Annotated in this window: 16 protein-coding genes and 1 pseudogene; 6 read left to right on the top strand and 11 right to left on the bottom strand. The window is 62.3% G+C overall.

All coding sequences use genetic code 11. The annotated features are described in order from the left end of the window. Positions 1-17: 17 nt before the first annotated feature. The 6 genes and pseudogenes from AC07FD_RS11450 to AC07FD_RS11425 form a co-directional block, all read right to left on the bottom strand. The gene (locus AC07FD_RS11450) at positions 18-413 is read right to left on the bottom strand and encodes a DUF1801 domain-containing protein (RefSeq protein WP_478349940.1); all 396 of its coding nucleotides are present in this window, start codon (positions 411-413) and stop codon (positions 18-20) included. A 42-nt stretch (positions 414-455) separates the two neighbouring features. Beyond that, on the bottom strand, positions 456-848 hold the full coding sequence (locus AC07FD_RS11445) for a VOC family protein (protein WP_478349939.1): 393 nt from the start codon (positions 846-848) through the stop codon (positions 456-458). Positions 849-929: 81 nt separating this feature from the next. Continuing rightward, positions 930-1,387: pseudogene (locus tag AC07FD_RS11440) on the bottom strand (DUF1801 domain-containing protein). Between the two features lie 2 nt (positions 1,388-1,389). Then, a complete protein-coding gene (locus tag AC07FD_RS11435; RefSeq protein ID WP_478349938.1) occupies positions 1,390-1,611 on the bottom strand; it encodes a hypothetical protein in 222 nt (73 codons plus the stop codon). Positions 1,612-1,667: 56 nt separating this feature from the next. Continuing rightward, complete coding sequence (locus tag AC07FD_RS11430) at positions 1,668-2,093, bottom strand: SRPBCC family protein (protein ID WP_478349937.1); 426 nt, start codon at positions 2,091-2,093, stop codon at positions 1,668-1,670. Further along, entirely contained in the window at positions 2,090-2,413 is a 324-nt protein-coding gene (locus AC07FD_RS11425; protein ID WP_478349936.1) for an ArsR/SmtB family transcription factor, read from the bottom strand. Before AC07FD_RS11425 ends, AC07FD_RS11430 begins: the two co-directional genes overlap by 4 nt. A gap of 154 nt (positions 2,414-2,567) precedes the next feature. On the opposite strand from AC07FD_RS11425, the gene AC07FD_RS11420 reads away from it, so the two are divergent. The 3 genes from AC07FD_RS11420 (at position 2,568) to AC07FD_RS11410 (ending at position 5,767) form a co-directional block, all read left to right on the top strand. Continuing rightward, positions 2,568-3,128, top strand: coding sequence for an RNA polymerase sigma factor (locus AC07FD_RS11420; protein WP_478349935.1), 561 nt, complete (start codon positions 2,568-2,570; stop codon positions 3,126-3,128). A gap of 2 nt (positions 3,129-3,130) precedes the next feature. Further along, entirely contained in the window at positions 3,131-5,281 is a 2,151-nt protein-coding gene (locus tag AC07FD_RS11415; protein WP_478349934.1) for a vWA domain-containing protein, read from the top strand. Positions 5,282-5,482: 201 nt separating this feature from the next. Next, positions 5,483-5,767 (top strand): hypothetical protein, encoded by a 285-nt coding sequence (locus AC07FD_RS11410; protein WP_478349933.1) that lies wholly within the window; start codon positions 5,483-5,485, stop codon positions 5,765-5,767. Positions 5,768-5,782: 15 nt separating this feature from the next. Here the strand turns inward: AC07FD_RS11410 and bmt are convergent, their stop codons facing one another. Together bmt and AC07FD_RS11400 are read right to left on the bottom strand one after the other, a co-directional pair. Further along, positions 5,783-6,805, bottom strand: coding sequence for a betaine--homocysteine S-methyltransferase (gene bmt / locus AC07FD_RS11405; RefSeq protein ID WP_478350049.1), 1,023 nt, complete (start codon positions 6,803-6,805; stop codon positions 5,783-5,785). Positions 6,806-6,938: 133 nt separating this feature from the next. Beyond that, positions 6,939-7,796, bottom strand: coding sequence for a helix-turn-helix domain-containing protein (locus tag AC07FD_RS11400; RefSeq protein WP_478349932.1), 858 nt, complete (start codon positions 7,794-7,796; stop codon positions 6,939-6,941). Between the two features lie 229 nt (positions 7,797-8,025). On the opposite strand from AC07FD_RS11400, the gene AC07FD_RS11395 reads away from it, so the two are divergent. Together AC07FD_RS11395 and AC07FD_RS11390 are read left to right on the top strand one after the other, a co-directional pair. After that, on the top strand, positions 8,026-9,036 hold the full coding sequence (locus AC07FD_RS11395; RefSeq protein ID WP_478349931.1) for a fatty acid desaturase: 1,011 nt from the start codon (positions 8,026-8,028) through the stop codon (positions 9,034-9,036). Positions 9,037-9,118: 82 nt separating this feature from the next. Then, on the top strand, positions 9,119-9,946 hold the full coding sequence (locus tag AC07FD_RS11390) for a phosphate/phosphite/phosphonate ABC transporter substrate-binding protein (protein WP_478349930.1): 828 nt from the start codon (positions 9,119-9,121) through the stop codon (positions 9,944-9,946). On the opposite strand, the gene AC07FD_RS11385 is transcribed toward AC07FD_RS11390, so the two are convergent. The 3 genes from AC07FD_RS11385 to AC07FD_RS11375 form a co-directional block, all read right to left on the bottom strand. Beyond that, the gene (locus AC07FD_RS11385; protein ID WP_478349929.1) at positions 9,911-11,266 is read right to left on the bottom strand and encodes a M24 family metallopeptidase; all 1,356 of its coding nucleotides are present in this window, start codon (positions 11,264-11,266) and stop codon (positions 9,911-9,913) included. The genes AC07FD_RS11390 and AC07FD_RS11385 overlap by 36 nt on opposite strands. Positions 11,267-11,275: 9 nt before the next feature. Then, a complete protein-coding gene (locus tag AC07FD_RS11380) occupies positions 11,276-13,846 on the bottom strand; it encodes a GcvT family protein (RefSeq protein ID WP_478349928.1) in 2,571 nt (856 codons plus the stop codon). A 93-nt stretch (positions 13,847-13,939) separates the two neighbouring features. Then, positions 13,940-15,517 carry a trimethylamine methyltransferase family protein gene (locus AC07FD_RS11375; protein ID WP_478349927.1) on the bottom strand — a complete coding sequence of 526 codons (1,578 nt, stop codon included), beginning with the start codon at positions 15,515-15,517 and terminating at the stop codon, positions 13,940-13,942. A gap of 252 nt (positions 15,518-15,769) precedes the next feature. Between AC07FD_RS11375 and AC07FD_RS11370 the strand changes: the two genes are divergently transcribed. Beyond that, positions 15,770-17,677 (top strand): phospholipase D-like domain-containing protein, encoded by a 1,908-nt coding sequence (locus tag AC07FD_RS11370; protein ID WP_478349926.1) that lies wholly within the window; start codon positions 15,770-15,772, stop codon positions 17,675-17,677. Positions 17,678-17,850: the final 173 nt, after the last annotated feature.

Raw genomic sequence — 17,850 nt, 5'->3', positions numbered from 1 at the left:
CAAAAATGGCGACGATGCTACTTCCGTGCCTTCGCCAGCGCTTTCTTCTGCTTTTTGGCCTGGTTGTAATCGATGGCGGCCCGGACGAGGTCTTTCAGCGCGCGCTCATCGAGCTCATCGCCCTCGAAAAGGTCGATCGCACGCCACACCTTGCCGTCCGACCCCGCGTTGAAGAGCTTGCCGGGATCCGGCAGGCCGGCACCGTGGGAAAAGGTCAGTTTCACCTTGTCCTTGTGGGCGTTGCCGACGGCGATCATTCCGTCGCGGGACCACACCGGGCTTCCCATCCACTTCCACTCCTCGATGATCTCGCCATCGACTTCAAGAATGCTCCTGCGGACGCTGGCGAGCGTCTTGCCACGCCAGTCCGTGAGGCCCGCGATCAGCTGGTCGATCTGTTGCGATGGAATCATTGCGTGCCTTTCTCTGCCACGACGCGTTTTGTTTGCCGCGCTTTACCAGCGCGCCAGCTGGGTGATCTGAACGAGGTTGCCGCACGTGTCGTTCAACTGGGCGATGGTCGAGCCGGTCACCTCGGTCGGCGGCATGGTGAACTCGCCGCCGCTCGCCTTGATGCGTTCGTAGTCACCCTTGACGTCGTCAGTGAAGAACATGACGGCTGGCTGGCCTTGCTTGAAGATGGCTTGCTGATAGGCCTTGGCGGCGGGGTTGTCGTTGAGCGCGAGTTGCAGCTCGGTTCCATCGGGCTCGTCGGTCGAAGCCACGGTCAGCCAGCGATAGGGTCCATTGCTGAAGTCGGCCTTCTTGGTGAGGCCGAGCACTTCAGTATAGAAGCGCAGCGCGTTTTCCTGGTCGTCCACATAGACGCTGGTCAGCTTGATCTTCATCGCTATTTCTCCTCTGTCCACCCTGTCGGAAGGGCGTGGTTTGAATTGTGCTGGCAGGCTTCAATCAATCCGCTGGCGCGGCTAAGGGATCCAGCCGGGCAGGGCGGCGGCCTGCTTCACCCAGTCCGCCATCTGCGCCTCGTCGAACGCGTCGTGTTCGCGGATGTCGATCCAGCGTGCGTCCCTGCTTTTCGCCGTGCCGCCGGCGGGACCGGCCGCAACGACATGCCGCTGAAAAAAGTCACCTTCACATAGTGGGTCAGGACATGGAACGTCACGAACCAGCCTTGGCCCTCGATGCCGTAGAACGGCGAATTCCATCTCACGGCTTTGCGTACATCAGGCACATTGCGCACGATGAGTGCGTCGAGGCGCTCGCCGAGGCCGCGTTTCCAGCCCGGCATTGCAGCGATATAGGCCTGCACCGGCGCGTCGCCGTCCCCCTTCGCGATTTGCGGGTTGCCGCCCGACAGCTGGACTGGTGCAGCCTTGGCCGCGACCTTGGTCGATTGCCTCTGCGTCTTGGCCATTCTGCCCATTCCTATGCGCCCGCGCGTTCCCTGCCGTTTCCTTTGGCGGCATACGGCAGCACGAACATGTACAAGCCGCTGAACAGGAGCAAGAAGAGCGGCAAAAGCGGCGAATAGACAATCCAGGCGGGCGGCTGCCCCAATGCCATGGCAACGAAGTTGGCGATGACGGTCAGCGTAAAGATGATCGACAGCCAGCGATGAATTTGCCGAACCCACTTGTTCCAATCCAATGAGACCTCCCGTTAAAAACGAGCCGAAGCGGACCCAGTGATCCACTCGGCGGGTTTCAATCCATTCGCGCCAGGACCTCAGCCAGGTTTGCAAAGTACTGCCGCCACCCACTAGTCGCACCCCGGTATGCCTGCTCCTGATCCGGCCGGAAGCCGGACTGCTCCATGCGCAATCGAGTGCCCGTGCTGGTCGGCATGAGAGTCCATGTGACGACACTCTCGAGGCCATAGGCCTGCCAGGTGTAGGACAGTGTCTTGTTCGGCTCGATTGCGGTTACCTGACAGTCAACGACGATGCTCACGTCAGGCTGTGGGTCCTTTCGCAGATTGAAGCGATGACCCGCGACTGGCTTGAAATCATTCTTCATCAGCCACTCCTCAATCAAATGCGGTTGGGTGAGAGCGCGCCAGATCTTTTCCGGCGGATGAGGTATATCTCGTTCGACAACGACGGAGCGCGTTTCGGTCGCAATGTTGGTCATTGGTCCATTCTATTGAGCAGATTTTCGAGGTCGTCGAACCGGCTCTGCCAGAATGCGTTCATCTGGTTCGTCCAGTCAGTCAGTGGTGCAAGTGCGCCGAGTTGGGCGCTGTAATGAGTCTGCCGTCCCTCATGGCGGTCGCGCACCAGCCCGGCATGCCTGAGCACGCCGAGATGCTTTGATACGGCTGGTTGCGAGACCCCGGACTGAGCCGTCAGAGCGCCGACCGTCTGCTCGCCTTCCCGGCACAGGCGCTCGAAGATTGCCCGACGCGTCGGATCGGAGAGCGTTCGGAAAAGGATATCGTGAGCATTCGTCATTGGGATCGATAACTCGGCGGCTATTGATCGACGTATAACTGCAGAGATATGTATCTGTCAAGCAGGGCAGCGATGGCCACGATCTACCCGTTTCCAAAAAAATCTTTCCATTGCCCCAAGGAATCGCCATTAGCCTTCGTCCAACAGGCAAATGATGGCGATGATGCTGGATGAGAGCGAAGCCTCCGACGCCGAACTGATCGGGCGGGCGAAGGGCGGAGACAGGGGGGCCTTCAGCAAATTGCTGGAAAGGCATTATGACTTCGTCTATCGCGCCGCCTATCGCTGGTGCGGCAAGAAGGCCGATGCCGAAGACATCGCCCAGGAAGTCTGCGTCCGGCTTGGCCGGGCTATCCGCGACTATCGCGGCGGCGGCGCCTTCACGACATGGCTCTACTCCGTGACCCTGAACGCCGCGCGCGACATGATGCGCAAGTCCGCTTGCGATATGGCAAAGACGGAGGCCTACGGCGTTCACGCGCTGATCTCGGGCGAGGCTTCGGCAGAGCCGGAAGACCCGGCCGAGGCATTGTGGGCGGCGGTGCGACAACTGCCGGACAAGCAGCGCGACGCCGTGCTGCTTGTTTACGGGGAGGGCTTGAGCCATGCGGCCGCCGCTGAGGCGATGGCGATCTCGGAGGCGACGGTTTCCTGGCACATCCATGAAGCGAAGAAACGGCTGAAGACGCTGATGCGCTCGGTCGGGGAAGTGTGACCATGGTCGACGACAACGAACTCAACAGACTGCGCGACATCGCGGCGCCGGCGCCGGGTGAGAGCGCGAAGGCTCGCGCCTTCGAAGCCGCCATGCGCGCCTATGACCAGGAAAATATTTCGACCGTGACCCAAGGATCGGTTGGCGGGCTTCGTCTCACAGAGCGAGCACAAAAGCTCTGGAGCGAGATCATGCAAAAGAAACTCATTGCCGCGCCGGCTCTTGCCGGGCTCGTCGCCCTGCCGATCGCCGGATACGCCACCTTCCACATGCTGAGGGAACAGCCGCCCAAATTCGGCGGCGACGAGAAGATCACCGAAACGCTGGCCGACAAGCCTGCGACGGTGAAGCAGACGACCAACGAGCTCAAGCCGGCCCGCACCGAACTGGAGAAAGACAAGAAGGCCGACGCGGATGTAGAAAGTCGCGACGCCACAGATGCGCTTGTCGCGCCGGCCTCACCGCCGAAATCCGAATCGACCATTGCTATCGGCGGTGCACAGCAGGAGGCGGCGAAGAGCGCTCCCCGACAAGATGCTACTGGCGCCGGAAGTGTGGCAATGAATATTGCACCCCCGGCACCGGCCCCGACAGGCGAATTTGCGCTGGACGGTACTGTAAGTGCACCTAGCACGTCGCGGGACGCCCGCATGCCGGCCGAGTCCAAGCTGATGGCGCAGCAGCCAGCCATGGCTCCGGCCGACCAGGTTCAGCCGCAAGAGGAAAACCGCGACCGCATCGAGGATTTCAAGACCAATCCGCTGCATGCCGCGCTCGAGGATCCGGTCTCGACCTTCTCGATCGATGTCGACACGGCTTCCTATTCCTTCGTGCGGCGTTCGCTGAAGGAAGGGTTCGTGCCGCAGGCCGACACGGTTCGCGTCGAGGAGATGATCAACTACTTCCCTTATGACTGGAAGGGCCCGGACTCCGCCACGACGCCGTTCAACTCGACGGTCAGCGTCATGCCGACACCGTGGAACACGCACACCAAGCTGATGCATGTCGCCATCAAGGGTTTTGACGTCAAGCCGACCGAGCAGCCGAAAGCCAATCTGGTCTTCCTGATCGACGTGTCGGGCTCGATGGACGAGCCGGACAAGCTGCCGCTGCTCAAGTCGGCTTTCCGACTTCTGGTCGGCAAATTGAAGGCAGACGACACGATCTCGATCGTGACCTATGCGGGTGAGGCCGGCACCGTGCTGATGCCGACAAAAGTTGCCGAGAAGGACAAGATCCTCAATGCCATCGACAATCTGCAGCCCGGCGGCTCGACGGCCGGCGAGGCGGGCATCAAGGAAGCCTACAAGCTTGCCCAGCAATCCTTCGTCAAGGACGGCGTCAACCGGGTGATGCTCGCCACAGATGGCGACTTCAATGTCGGCCAGACGGATGACGACGATCTGAAGCGGTTGATCGAAAGCGAGCGCAAGACCGGTGTCTTCCTGTCGGTGTTCGGCTTTGGCCGCGGCAATCTGAACGACCAGATGATGCAGACCATCGCCCAGAACGGCAACGGCACGGCCGCCTATATCGACACGCTCGCCGAGGCCGAAAAGGTGCTGGTCGAGGATGCCTCCTCGACGCTGTTCACCATCGCCAAGGATGTGAAGATCCAGGTCGAGTTCAACCCGAACAAGGTCTCGGAATATCGGCTGATCGGGTATGAGACCCGGGCGCTCAACCGCGAGGATTTCAACAATGACCGCGTCGATGCCGGCGATATCGGTTCGGGCCATTCGGTCACCGCGATCTACGAGATCACGCCGAAGGGCAGCGGTGGCGAGCAGATCGATCCGCTGCGCTACGGCCAGGCGTCGGTGGACAATGGGGGAGTCGCCAATGCCGGCGAATATGCCTTCGTCAAGATCCGCTACAAGCTGCCCAACGAGGACGTCTCGAAGCTGATCACCACGCCGGTGACTTCGGCCAACGAGGTCTCGTCCTTCGACGAGGCCGGCACCGACCAGCGCTTCTCCGTGGCCGTCGCGGCCTTCGGCCAGAAGCTGCGCGACGAGGATGCGACCGCGAAGTTCGGTTACGACAAGATCATGGAGATTGCCACTGCCGCTCGAGGATCCGACCCGTTTGGGTACAGGTCCGAGTTCCTCTCGCTTGTGCGCCTTGCCTCGGCGCTGGGCGGAAATCGGTAGTGGTGATGACGGCCGGTTTCTTTCAGATGGGATCGTTCTGATACGGGAAACCGACCCACGGGCGGGTGAGGCAGGCCGGCGAGGGTTCATTCCTTGCCGGCCTTTTTTTGCGGATTGTTAAATTGCGTTGGATTTCCGGTAGATGATGGCAATTTCCTCTTGTTACGCAGAGGCTAATGTTTGGGCTTGAGGGAGCCGGAATTGCTGATCAGGACTGTTGCGAACTCGATAACCCGAGATATTTCGGCACTAGGATCGGCAGCGTCCGCGCCGTCGGCGGAATCCAGACGCATCAGCGACGATGTGGCCCAAGCGCGTCACACCGCCATCTCTGCGCTGAACAATGATCGTTTTCGCGTCATGCTGGAGCAGATCTCCGACCCCAGTGCGTCGGGGGCGCTGATGACGATGCGCGGCGATACGGCCGCCGGCGCCGGTACCGATTTCAAGTCGGCGCAGTCGAGCTACGCCGACAACAGCGAATAATCAGAAACGATAAGGTCAGGCCCGGCTGCGGCGACGCTCGCGGCGGGCTTCGCTGGTCTCGGCGGTGTTTTCGGTCGCCACCTTGTTGCGCATCGCACCGATGCGCTCGACAATCGCGCCAACGGTCGGACGATCCGCCTTGGTGTGCGCGTCGAGTGCCTTGCGCATGGCGGCAAGGTGCTGGAACGAGGTGCCGCAGCAGCCGCCGACGATTTTCGCACCGGCATCGACGGCAAGCCTGACATAGTCGGCCATCAGTTCCGGCGTGCCGGAATAATGAATCTCGGTGCCGCGGAATTCGGGAATGCCGCAATTGCCCTTGACGATCACAGTCGCCTCCGGCTTCGCCTCGGTCATGTCGAGCAGCGATGCCAGGATGTCGGAGGCGCCGACGCCGCAATTGGCACCGACGCCGAGCGGCGCTTGCGACAAGCCGTCGACGACGCCGTGGATGTCCTTCGGCAGCAGGCCCATCATGGTGCGGCCGGCGGTGTCGAAGGACCCGGTGTAGGTGTAGGGCAGGCCGACGCGGATGGCGGCTTGGGCAGCGGCGCGGATCTCGTCGGGAGCCGACATGGTCTCGATCCAGGCGACTTCGGCGCCACCGGCCTTGAGACCCTCGATCTGTTCGGCAAAGGCGTCGACGGCCTCGTCATAGGTCATGGCGCCAAGCGGCACCAGCAATTCGCCGGTCGGACCGACCGAGCCGGCGACGATCACCTTGCGGCCGGCCTTGTCGGCGACGGCACGCGCAATCTCGGCGGCGCGCTTGTTCAGCGCGTGCACACGGTCCTGTGCATGGTGCAGCTTCAGCCGGTGACGGGTGCCGCCAAAGGAATTGGTGAGGATGATGTCGGCGCCCGCATCGACGAAATTCTGGTGCAGGCTGGTGATGGTTTCGGGCGCCGTCTCGTTCAGCAGCTCCGGCGCTTCGCCAGCCTCCAGCCCCATGGCGAACAGGTTGGTGCCAGTGGCGCCATCGGCCAACAGCACGCCCTTTTCAGCCAGAAGCGCATCGATCGGGTTGGTCGTCGTCATCGGATTGGCTTTCATGTTTCGAATTCGAATAAGGATATAAAGAAGTCTTTATGTGTAGTCAACGATTTTGCCGCGATTGACTGGCGATGTCGACGGCCGGGCGTTGGGTTGAATGATCCACGATTGCCGTCGATCAGGCAGAGCCTGATGCGAAGGACATGTTGGCCAGATTGCGCGCGAAGGCGGCGGCTTCGTGCGGGTTGACGTCGGCGGCACGGATCAGATTGTCGAAATGCTGGGTCAAGGCCTGGACCGGCTGGGTGGCGTTCAGCACCACATACATGTCGCCGACATAGATAGCCGCCCGATAGGGGCCGAAGATGGTGAGGGGAATGGAATAGCGCATGCGGCCGTCATACAGAAACAAGCGGAAGGTTGGGTAGAGATCGTCAAGCAGCGTTGCCATATGGGCGAGTTGTTGTCGGCGGTCGGCCTCCGGAAAACGGTCCCACACGCCCAGGCCGCGGGCAAAGATCTCCAGCGTATGGCGCGGCATGCAGACTTCCATGTCGGTTTCCGGTCGCCGGTTGTAGTCGATGCGGTATTGGGTTTCGTTGGCTTGCGTCTGACGGCTCCTGTTGGTGATGTTGGCTTCGTAGTCGACGAGCGCGTGTGTTCGCAGAAGATCGGGGATGCCTGCCGGCACATAGCGGATCTTGGTACCCGCCGCCTCGGCGAACCACTTTGCCAGCAGCGTGCGGTCGAAGCCGTCGCGCGCTTCCTCGATCTCCAGGCTCTCGCGGATCTCGCCGGTGACACCCTCGTCCTGGCTGAGGCCAAGCAGCCAGTCCAGCGACACTTTGAACTCGGCAGCGATATTGAGCAGGGTTTCCGCCCGGGGCAGGCGTGTCGAGGCGCCGGACAGCAGTTGCGACAGGGCTGAGCGATCGATGCCGACCGCGGTCGCGAAAGATGACTGGTTGAGATCGGACCGTGTCAGGAGCAGCTTCAGACGCTCCCGAAAGATTGCTGACAGATCTCGTTTGTCCATCACTTGGCTCCGCGAATCAGGAGGAAAAATTTGCGCCAAAGCTGCCGGATGGACGCCTCAGGCGTAAATGAATCCCCAATATTGTTTACAATGTGTAACATGTGCTGTCAAAAATGCGCAATCGCAACATTTTGTACACTTTGTCTCGTTGAGTGGAATCGCTTCTCCTGACACAATGATGTCAGGAACCAGTTGGGGTTCCGGCGACTGAGGGACAGTGGTCGATAGCATGACTAGCATGAGCATCAGACAGCGTAGCGTACCGGCCATCGAATGGCCGACCGTGGTTCTCGCATTCTTCTGCTACGCAACATGGTTCGCCACCGGCTTCCTGCTCTGGCCATCCTACCCGATCTCCGCGCTCGCCGTCCTGGCCTTCACCGCCGCATTGCAATCGTCGATCATGCACGAAGTGCTGCACGGTCATCCAACGCGCAATGCGCGGATCAATGAGGCCTTCGTCTTCCTGCCGATCGGTCTCGTCTGGCCGTTCCGCCGCTTCAAGACCATTCATCTGCGCCATCATGCCGACGAGCGGCTGACCGATCCGCTGGACGATCCCGAGAGCTACTACCAGGCGCTCTGGCAGCATGACGACTTGCCGCCGACGATGAAATTCCTGCTCAAGATCAACAACACCATGGCTGGCCGCTTCGTGCTCGGCCCCTGGCTGTCCTGCGTCGGCTTCTTCATCGACGACGCCAAGCACATGATCGCCGGCGACAAGACGATCCGCAAGGCGTGGCTGCTGCATGCGATCGGCCTCGCCATCGTGATGCCCATCGTCCAGTTCGGCTTCGGCATCCCGCTGTGGCTCTACGTCCTGGTACCGGTCTGGCTCGGCCAGTCGCTGATCTCGATCCGCACCTTCGCCGAGCATCAATGGTCCGAACACCCGGAGGGCCGCACGGTGATCGTCGAGCGCTCGCCGCTGTCGCTCCTGTTCCTCAACAACAATCTGCACTTCGTCCACCACAAGAGCCCGACCGTGGCGTGGTACCGGCTGCCGAAGCTGTTTCGTGACCGTCGCGATGAATGGTTGCGGATGAACAATGGCTATGCCTATCCGAATTATTTCGCGCTGATCAAAGCCTATGCCTTCAAGGCGAAGGAGCCGATCGTGCACCCGGTGCTCCGGCGCGCGCCGGAGCCGGGCAGGGCGTTCAAACCTCGCATCAGGGCGCGCAACATCAATGGGCTCGGCTCCGCACCGGTTCCCGCCGAGCCGCCGAAGGAATGAGTTTTGCGGCGAGTGGGTAATGCCTGCTAGACTGGCTGCGGTCGGTCCCCTTCAATCCCAGATACAACGGTCAGATTCCGGCATGAGCGAATTGGTTGCGGCGTTGCCGATGTATGACTGGCCCGAAGCGCGCGACGAGGTCGACGCCCAATGGGCGCGCTTGCGCGACGCCTTCCGGCGGAGGGGTATCGACGCGCCGCAAACGATCGTGCGCCGCAATGGCGAACTGCCGCCGGTGCCGGGTGGCATTCATGATGCCCAGGGAAAACTGATCGCGCCAGACCCGGCGACATTGCCGCCAGACGAGCTCGATTTTCACAAGCTTTGGCTGCATCCGGCGCTGCTGTTTGCGCAGACCTGCTGGGGACCGATGGAACTCGGCCTGTCCGAACACGTTCAGGTGGTCGGTCAGCCGAGCTACGACGCCTGTGAGGGCGGGCAGGGTGAGCTCTATTCGAGCGCGTTGGTGATGCGGGCTGGCGAGGGGCCGGAGGTTCGATCGCCTGCGGATGGCCGCGCTCGCATCCCGCTCGATCTGATCCGCGGCAAGCGCTTCACCTTCAACAGCCTTGATTCCATGTCAGGCATCATTGCGCTGACGCGCGACCTGCAAGCGGCCGGCGAAGACCTGGATATATTCTCGACGCGCAGCGAAAGCGGCGGCCATCGCGACTCGATCGTCGCTGTGGCCGAAGGCAAGGCGGATGTCGCGGCCATCGACTGCGGAAGCTGGGCGCTGGCGCAGCGTTTGGAGCCGGCGGCGCGAGCGGTGAAGGTCGTCGGCTGGACGGGACGGCGCAAAGGCCTGCCGTTCATCACCGCCGCAACGACACCGGAAAAGACGGTCAGGGCGATGCGCGAGGCACTTGCGGGATTAGCCGAGCAGCCTCGCATCCAACGGGTAGGTTGAAAGTTTTTCGTTGCCGGTCGCGGTGATGAGGATCTGCTCTTCGATCTTGACGCCCTCGCGTCGACCAAGCCGGCCGATATAACTTTCCACGCACAGCACCATGCCCGGCTCCAGCACGCCGTCCGGCGTGTCGGGGGTCCAGTCGCTGGCATGCGGCAAGGTCGGGTATTCGTCGGCCAGGCCGACGCCGTGATAGAGCACGCCGTAGCGCGTCGGAAAACAGTCTCCGGGCGGCACCGCCGATCGTTCGACAAGGTCGCGGAACGAGGTGCCCGGCTGCATCAATTCGGTATTGTAGGTGATCTGATCGACGGCGATGCGGAACAGGTCGCGCTGTTCGTTGGTCGGCTTTGCATCACCGCACAGCCAGGTGCGCGACAGGTCCGCGCAGAAGCCGTAGGGGCCGATCAGGTCGGTGTCGAAGGCGACCAGGTCGCCGGCTTCGATCTTGCGCGACGAGCATTCCTGGAACCACGGGTTGGTGCGCGGGCCTGACGTCAGCAGTCGCGTCTCGATCCATTCGCCACCACGCGCAATGTTGCCGCGATGCAGTTCTGCCCACAGCTCGTTCTCGGAAATGCCAGGCCGCAGGGTCTGCTCCATCTCGCCCATCGCCGCCTCGCAAGCGACGATGGCGCGGCGCATGGCGAGAATCTCGTCCGATGATTTGATCAGCCGCGCATTTTCCATCACCGCTTCGCCATTGCCGATCGTCACACCCAGACGGGCGAGTTCCTCGACGCCTTCCGGGTTGATGTGATCGACCGCGATGCGGCTGTTGCCGCCGCCATGTTCCCTGACCAGATCGGCAATGCCGGCGGCCCAGCGGCGGACTTTTTGTTCGGTCAGTTCGCCACCATAGAGATACATCCATGAGACAGCGGGCCGCACCTCGTCGACGATGCCGGAATGGTCGGACAGGTGCTCGCAGGAAAAATAATCGAACAGCACCACCGGCCCGTCGGTGGCGACGAAACAATGCCGTGTCGGGTTGTGCGCCACCCACAACTGCATGTTGGTGGAATCGGTGGCGTAGCGGATGTTGACCGGATCGTAGAGCAGGGCGCCGGCATAGTCGCGGCGCTTCAACTCGGCGCGGATGCGGTCCAGCCGGTATCGGCGCATCGCCGGCAGATCGGGAGCGGCAATACCTGCCGCTGCCCATTCAGCTTCCGCTTGGGCGCCATAGCCCAGCACATGCTGGTTGAGCGACGCCGCCTTCTGGCGGGAAACGTCGCGCAGCGCCTCGATCGAGCCCGGCTCGAACGGCATGATCTTGCGATGGCGGCCAAAGCTGCCCTTCGGCCCAGCGCTGTCCATGACCGAACCTCAGGTCCGCATCTTCTCGCCACTCGGGTCGAACGGTGCTTCGACGTTGATGCGGGCCGGGCGCCGATGTCCGAGGATCTCGATCTCGAACAGCCCGGCACTTTCGTCCTCGGCGAGTGCTGCCGGGACGTAACCCTGTGCCATCGACTTCTGCACATAGTGCGCATAGCCGCCTGATGTCACCCAGCCGACCACGCGCCAGTCGCTGTCAACGATGCCGCGCACGGCCGAAGCGCCTTCAGCTGCCTTGGAGCCGCGTATTTCCTCTCCGCCATCGTCGAAGCGCGGCGCGCCGTAGCCATGCGGCTTTTCCACCGTGCCGTAGTCCTTGGAGACCTTGGCCCAGATCGGCTCGTCGCCCATCACATCGGCGTCGGCGGCATCGACGATGAAGGAGACACGGCGCAGTTTTGGCCCCTCGGCCTGTTCCTTGGCGGCAGCCTCGCGGCCGATGAAGTCGTTCTTCTCGAGCTTGATGAAGCGGTCCATCGCGCCTTCGAACGGTCCGTAGATCGGCCGCAACTCGCGGAACCAGGTCGGGAAGTTCTTTTCCAGGCGCATCGACAGCAAAGCGCGCATGCCGAAATCGACAAGGCCGAATTCCTCGCCGGCATCCTTGATCGCCTTATAGACAAGGCGCTGGTAGGACGGCGCCATCCAAATCTCGTAGCCGAGATCACCGGTGTAGGTGATGCGATTGACCAAACAGGGCGCACCGCCGACCGCCATCTCGCGGAAATCCATGAAGCGGAAGGCTTTTGTCGAGATGTCGACATCGACGAGCTTCTGCAAGAGGTCGCGGGACTTAGGCCCGGCGATCGACAGACCGACCAGCGTCTGGTCGAAACGGTGGATGCGCACCGAACCGTCCTTAGGCAGATGCTTCTCGAACCAGCGCATGTGATATTTCTGCGCCGCCGACGAGCCCCAGATCATGAACCGGTCCTCGCCGGCCTTGGCGATGGTGAAGTCGCCGATCAGCTTGCCGAATTCGTTGATCATCGGCGTCAGCACGATGCGGCCGGTCTTCGGCATACGGTTGGTCATCAGCCGGTTGAGGAAATCCTCCGCCCCTGGTCCGGACACTTCGTATTTGGCGAAGTTGGCGATCTCAGTGACGCCGACGCGCTCGCGGGTCGCGCGCACTTCCTCGCCGATCGGCCCAAAATCATTGGAGCGATGGAAGGAGACGATGTCCTTCGGCTCCTTGCCCTTCGGAGCGAACCAGAGCGGGGTTTCGAGACCCCAGGAGTCGCCCATGACGGCGTTGTTGGCGAGCATCGTATCGTAGAGCGGCGTCGTCTGCGCCGGGCGTGCGGCCGGCAGTTCCTCATTGGGGAAGCGGATGGAGAAGCGGCGTGAATAATTTTCGCGCACCTTGGCGTTGGTGTAGCGCAGGCCGGCCCATTCGCCGAAGCGGGCGACGTCCATGCCCCACACGTCGAAGCCGGGATCGCCGTGGACCATCCAGTTCGACAGCGCCAAGCCGACGCCGCCACCCTGGCTGAAGCCGGCCATGACGGCGCAGGCGCACCAGAAATTGGTCAGGCCCTGCACCGGGCCGACCAGCGGGTTGCCGTCGAGCGCGAAGGTGAAGGGGCCGTTGATGATCTGCTTGATGCCGGCCTTCTCGATGCCGGGGAAATGCTTGAAGCCGATCTCCAGCGACGGCGCAATGCGGTCGAGGTCGGGGGCGAGCAATTCATGGCCGAAATCCCACGGCGTGTTGACCGGCGACCACGGCTTGCATGCCTTTTCATAGGTGCCGAGCAGAATGCCGTTGCGCTCCTGGCGGGTGTAGATCTCGCCCTTGAAGTCAAGCACGCCGATCATCTCGCGACCGGTCGACTTGTTGAATTCCTCGACCTCCGGCATTGGCTCGGTGAGCAGGTACATGTGCTCCATGGCCAGCACCGGCAATTCGACGCCCACCATGCGGCCGATCTCACGTGCCCACAGGCCGCCGCAGTTGACGACATGCTCGGCACGAACCGTGCCTTGTTCGGTGACGACATTCCAGGTGCCGTCGACCTCTTGCGTCAGTTCGACGACGCGGTTGCGCAGCACGATCTCGGCACCGAGCTTCTTGGCCGCCTTGGAATAGGCGATCGTCGTGCCGGACGGATCAAGATGGCCCTCGACCGGATCCCACATGGCGCCGACGAAATTGGTCTCGTCCATCAGTGGGAACATCGCCTTGGCTTCGGACGGCGTGATCAACTCGGTGTCCATGCCGAGATAGCGGCCCTTGGCGTGGGCGAGCCGCAGGAAGTCCATGCGCTCCGGCGTATCCGCCATCATCACGCCGCCGGTCAGGTGCAGCGAGCAGGATTGGCCGGAAATCTCCTCGATCTCCTTGTAGAGCTGCACCGTATAGGCCTGCAGCTTGGCGACGTTGGGGTCGCCGTTCAGCGTGTGGAAGCCGCCGGCCGCATGCCAGGACGAGCCGGAGGTAAGCTCCGAGCGCTCGATCAGCATGATGTCGGTCCAGCCGGCCTTGGCCAGATGGTAGAGAACCGAGCAGCCGACGACGCCGCCGCCGATGACAACCGCTTTTACATGAGATTTCATCAAGATAGGTCCGTTTTTGCGTAAACTGAATCAGGTTCTTTGGGTTGGCGCTGGAACGTCGCGAGGCCGAGGTTAACGGTCGCGGCGTGCCGCTTAGAAGTCGGTCGGCGCGCCGCCCTCGGACCGGCGCTTTTCGACGAAGGCGTTGAGTTCCTCGCGAATGGCTGGGTCTATATAGGGCTCTTCGTAGGAGGCCAGCCGCTCCTTCCACACCTTGTTGGCCTTTTCCAGCGCTGTCGGCGAGCCGGCTTCCGCCCAGGTCTCGAAATTGCGCCAGTCGGAGAGGATCGGCGAGTAGAAGGCGGTCTTGTAGCGGGCCTGCGTGTGCTGCGTGCCAAAGAAATGGCCGCCGGGGCCGACCGACTGGATGGCATCGAAGCCGAGCGCTTCTTCGGACAGGTCGAGCGGGGTCAGGAACTCCGCCACCATCTGCAGCAGGTCGATGTCCAAAATGGTCTTCTCGTAGGAGCAGCGAAGGCCGCCTTCGAGCCAGCCGGCGGCATGCATCATCAGATTGCCGCCGCCCTGGATGGCGCCCCACAGCGAGAACACGCTCTCGTACGCCGCCTGCGCATCGACCGTGTTGGCGGCGCAGGTGTTGGAGGTGCGGTAGGGTATGTTGTAGCGGCGGGCAAGCTGGCCGCCGACCAGCTGTGCCTTCATGTATTCGGGCGTGCCGAAGGCCGGTGAACCGGACTTCATGTCGACATTGGAGGTGAAGCCGCCATAGCCGACGGGCGCGCCCTTGCGCACCATCTGGGCAAAGGCGATGCCGGACAGCGCTTCGGCGTTCTGCTGCACCAGCGCGCCGGCGATCGTCACCGGCGCCATGGCCCCCGAAAGGGTGAACGGCGTGACGACGACGACCTGGCCCTTGCTCGACATCTGGATGATGCCTTCCATCATCGGCACATCGAGCTTGAGCGGCGAATTGGTGTTGATGATGGTGAAGACCGACGGCTCCTCGAGCAACTGCTCGTGGCTGATGCCGCGCGCGATCCTGGCGATCTCGATGCCGTCGACATTGCGCTCCTTGCCGAGCGAGTAGATGTGAAACACCTTGTCGGTCAGCGTGGCGAGGTCGCGGACGCACTCCAGGTGCCGGACCGACGGATGGATATCGGTCGGCTCGACCGGATAGCCGCCGGTGCAGTTCAGGATGTTGTGCATCTGAGCGAGCTTGAGGAAGTTGCGGTAATCCTGCTGGTTGCCGGGCCGGCGGCCGCGGTCGATGTCGGAGCAGTTGGGCGCCGATGCCATCATCGAGATGATCAGATTGTTGCCGCCGAAGCGCACATTGTGCGCCGGGTTGCGCGAGTGGATGGTGAACTCCGACGGACAGTGCGATACCAGTTCCAGGATCATGTCGCTGTCGAAGCGCACCCGCTCGCTGCCGTCACGCACGTCGGCGCCATGCGCCTTCATGATGCGGCGGGCCTCGTCATGCAGAACATCGACGCCGATTTCCCTCAGCACGCGCAAGGAGGCGAGATGGATCGATTCCAGCTCGTCGTCCGAAACCAGCCTGGTCGGCGCGAGCGGGTTCTTCAGCTGGCGGAAAGCCGGCTGCTCGAACGCGGCCGAACCGCCGGCGCGCTTTCCAGCGCGGCCGCCACGACGGGCGCGGTCGGTGGCCAATGACGGTTCTGCAGGTTGTAGGGCGGCGGTCATGATGGTCCTCGTACGATGCGGTAGCGGGCGGCATAATGGACTGGCGACCCGCCGGTCGTTGCGGAGGCGGCGACCACTAGGGCGAGGGAAGCGACATGCCGGAACGGCAGTTGCACGGCAAGAATATCGCCCCGATCGTGGCGATGCGCTGGCCTGGGACCAGCGGCCGGATCGACGCTAAGTGAAACGCGTTACACATCCGTCTTTTACTTCTGCTATATTGGCGCGCCGAACGTCTCTGGAGGGAAAGCCATGCCTGACGTCGTCAAAGTGCGCGCCGCGACAAACAACGAAGTCGCGTTCCTTTCCTGGGATATAGACGGCATGATCCCTGGCTGCCTCGGGTTCGAGATCGTGCGCATCTATCCCGACACTGGCGAGGAACGCTGCCTGGCCTCCTGGGTGCCTTTCAAGGGTCAACGCAATCCACGATGGATTCCCCAGGATACCGGCGTCTGGCCGGTGCAGAAGACTTTCTGGCGCGATCTCACCGTGCGGCGGCGGCGCGACAGCATCGACGTCAGGCCGGAGGGTGAAATGATAGCCTACCGGGTGCGGCCGGTCGGCGACATGAAGCCGGGTCTCGACCCGGTGCCGGTGCGACCCGATCAGATCGTCGATGGCAAACCCGCCTATACCGGGCCGGCGCGCCCGCTCGGTTATCTCGGCCAGGGTGCGGTCAGCCCACCGATCTTTCTCGGGCAGATGTTCGGCAAGGCGCGGGTTGCCTTCACCAACGGCGTGCTGTCGACGCAATGGATGTCGCATGCGCTGCAAGAGGCCGGCATCAAGGTCGGGCAGCGCGACAAGATCAGGGCGGTGCTGCAGGATCCGACCAGCAAGATACGCGCGTATCTGCATGGCGATGTGCCCGATGTGCTGACCAGCCTGCTGAAACGAGCCAAGACCGAAGGCGGCACCGTCAGGCTTGCGCTCTACGAGCTTGGCGACGACGAGCTGTGCGACGCGATTGTCGGCGCCAAGGATGTCGTCGAGGTCATTCTTGCCAATTCGGGCAGGGACGACCAGACCAAGGCCTGGGACGCCGGCAACGCGCCGTACAGGAAGCGCCTGCACGACGCGGGCGTCGTGGTGAGCGACCGCCTCTTCAATAACAACCATATCGGCCACAACAAGTTTGCCGTCTACCGCGATGCCCAGGGCAAGCCGCAAGCGGTGATGACCGGCAGCACCAACTGGACGTCGACGGGCATTTGCGGACAATCGAACAACGCCTTCATCCGTGACGATCCGGCGATGGCCGAGATCTTCGACGCCTATTGGCAGCGCATGAAGGCCGATGTGTTCCCGCCGCCAACCTCGGAAAGCGCTGCCGGCCACGTCGTGCAGACGCAAGGCGTGCCGTTTCGTAGGGAAAACCACCTGCCCAATCCGCTGAACGGCGCCACGGCAACGCTGGACGGCATGACGGTCTGGTTCTCTCCCAACGATCCCGACCGCAACAAGAAGGACATCTCGGTGCGGCCGGTCGACCTCGAGGATGTCTTCGCCCGCATCAAGGCGGCGAAGCGCGCGGTGCTGTTCCTGGTGTTCAATCCGTCGCTGCTCGGCGAAAACTCGATCGTCGACCAGGCCGTCGCGGCAGCCAAGGCCGATCCGGATCTGATCGTGCAAGGCGCGATCAGCGACGAAACCGCGATGCCCAACTATGTCGCGCCGACCAAGGATCCGGTCACCCACAAATCGAACAAGGACGGCAAGTCGCCCTTCGTATTCCCGGAGAAGGTCTGGGAGATGCCAAACGTCTCCATTGTGCGGGCGGCAAACCTGACCGGCGCCACGATTGCCCGCGACTTCCAGGCGGAGGTGCTGACCGTCGGCCATGCGATCGTGCACGACAAGATCGTCATCATCGATCCGATGGAGGACAACGCCACCGTCATCACCGGCAGCCACAATCTCGGTTACAAGGCTTCCTACGAGAATGACGAGAACATGGTGATCGTGGAGGGCGACAAGACCTTCGCCGCCGCTTATGCAGTGCATATGCTCGATGTGTTCGACCACTACAAGTTCCGCGCCTGGCGCAGGACGATCGGCAAGGGACCTTCCGACGATGACGGGATTTCCATCGACGACAAGTGGCTGAAGCCTTACGCCGACGGCAAGAAGGGGGCTATCGCCCGGTATTTTCCGTAGCCTCCACCAGGTTCAGCACCTGCCTCCATTCGATGAGGGACCGATCGGCTTCAGCCGACAGGACGGGTCCGGTGGCGCAAGCGGATTTCGCCGTCCGGCCCTTCCTTTCCCCAAATCGAACCAGTAGCTAGTCGGGCTTGCCGGCGGGATGGCCTGCACTTTCACATGGATGA

Source organism: Mesorhizobium waitakense, assembly GCF_056431085.1.
Note: the sequence above shows the minus strand (reverse complement) of the source record. Positions and strands in the feature narration are given on the sequence as shown.

What these genes read in the sequence shown, in the direction of transcription:
- AC07FD_RS11385 (WP_478349929.1), bottom strand. Translation starts at nt 11,266, where the DNA reads ATGGACAGCGCTGGGCCGAAGGGCAGCTTTGGCCGCCATCGCAAGATC.
- AC07FD_RS11375 (WP_478349927.1), bottom strand. Translation starts at nt 15,517, where the DNA reads ATGACCGCCGCCCTACAACCTGCAGAACCGTCATTGGCCACCGACCGC.
- AC07FD_RS11370 (WP_478349926.1), top strand. Translation starts at nt 15,770, where the DNA reads ATGCCTGACGTCGTCAAAGTGCGCGCCGCGACAAACAACGAAGTCGCG.
- AC07FD_RS11425 (WP_478349936.1), bottom strand. Translation starts at nt 2,413, where the DNA reads ATGACGAATGCTCACGATATCCTTTTCCGAACGCTCTCCGATCCGACG.
- AC07FD_RS11430 (WP_478349937.1), bottom strand. Translation starts at nt 2,093, where the DNA reads ATGACCAACATTGCGACCGAAACGCGCTCCGTCGTTGTCGAACGAGAT.
- AC07FD_RS11445 (WP_478349939.1), bottom strand. Translation starts at nt 848, where the DNA reads ATGAAGATCAAGCTGACCAGCGTCTATGTGGACGACCAGGAAAACGCG.
- AC07FD_RS11420 (WP_478349935.1), top strand. Translation starts at nt 2,568, where the DNA reads ATGGCGATGATGCTGGATGAGAGCGAAGCCTCCGACGCCGAACTGATC.
- bmt (WP_478350049.1), bottom strand. Translation starts at nt 6,805, where the DNA reads ATGACGACGACCAACCCGATCGATGCGCTTCTGGCTGAAAAGGGCGTG.
- AC07FD_RS11380 (WP_478349928.1), bottom strand. Translation starts at nt 13,846, where the DNA reads ATGAAATCTCATGTAAAAGCGGTTGTCATCGGCGGCGGCGTCGTCGGC.
- AC07FD_RS11395 (WP_478349931.1), top strand. Translation starts at nt 8,026, where the DNA reads ATGACTAGCATGAGCATCAGACAGCGTAGCGTACCGGCCATCGAATGG.
- AC07FD_RS11400 (WP_478349932.1), bottom strand. Translation starts at nt 7,796, where the DNA reads ATGGACAAACGAGATCTGTCAGCAATCTTTCGGGAGCGTCTGAAGCTG.
- AC07FD_RS11450 (WP_478349940.1), bottom strand. Translation starts at nt 413, where the DNA reads ATGATTCCATCGCAACAGATCGACCAGCTGATCGCGGGCCTCACGGAC.
- AC07FD_RS11415 (WP_478349934.1), top strand. Translation starts at nt 3,131, where the DNA reads ATGGTCGACGACAACGAACTCAACAGACTGCGCGACATCGCGGCGCCG.
- AC07FD_RS11390 (WP_478349930.1), top strand. Translation starts at nt 9,119, where the DNA reads ATGAGCGAATTGGTTGCGGCGTTGCCGATGTATGACTGGCCCGAAGCG.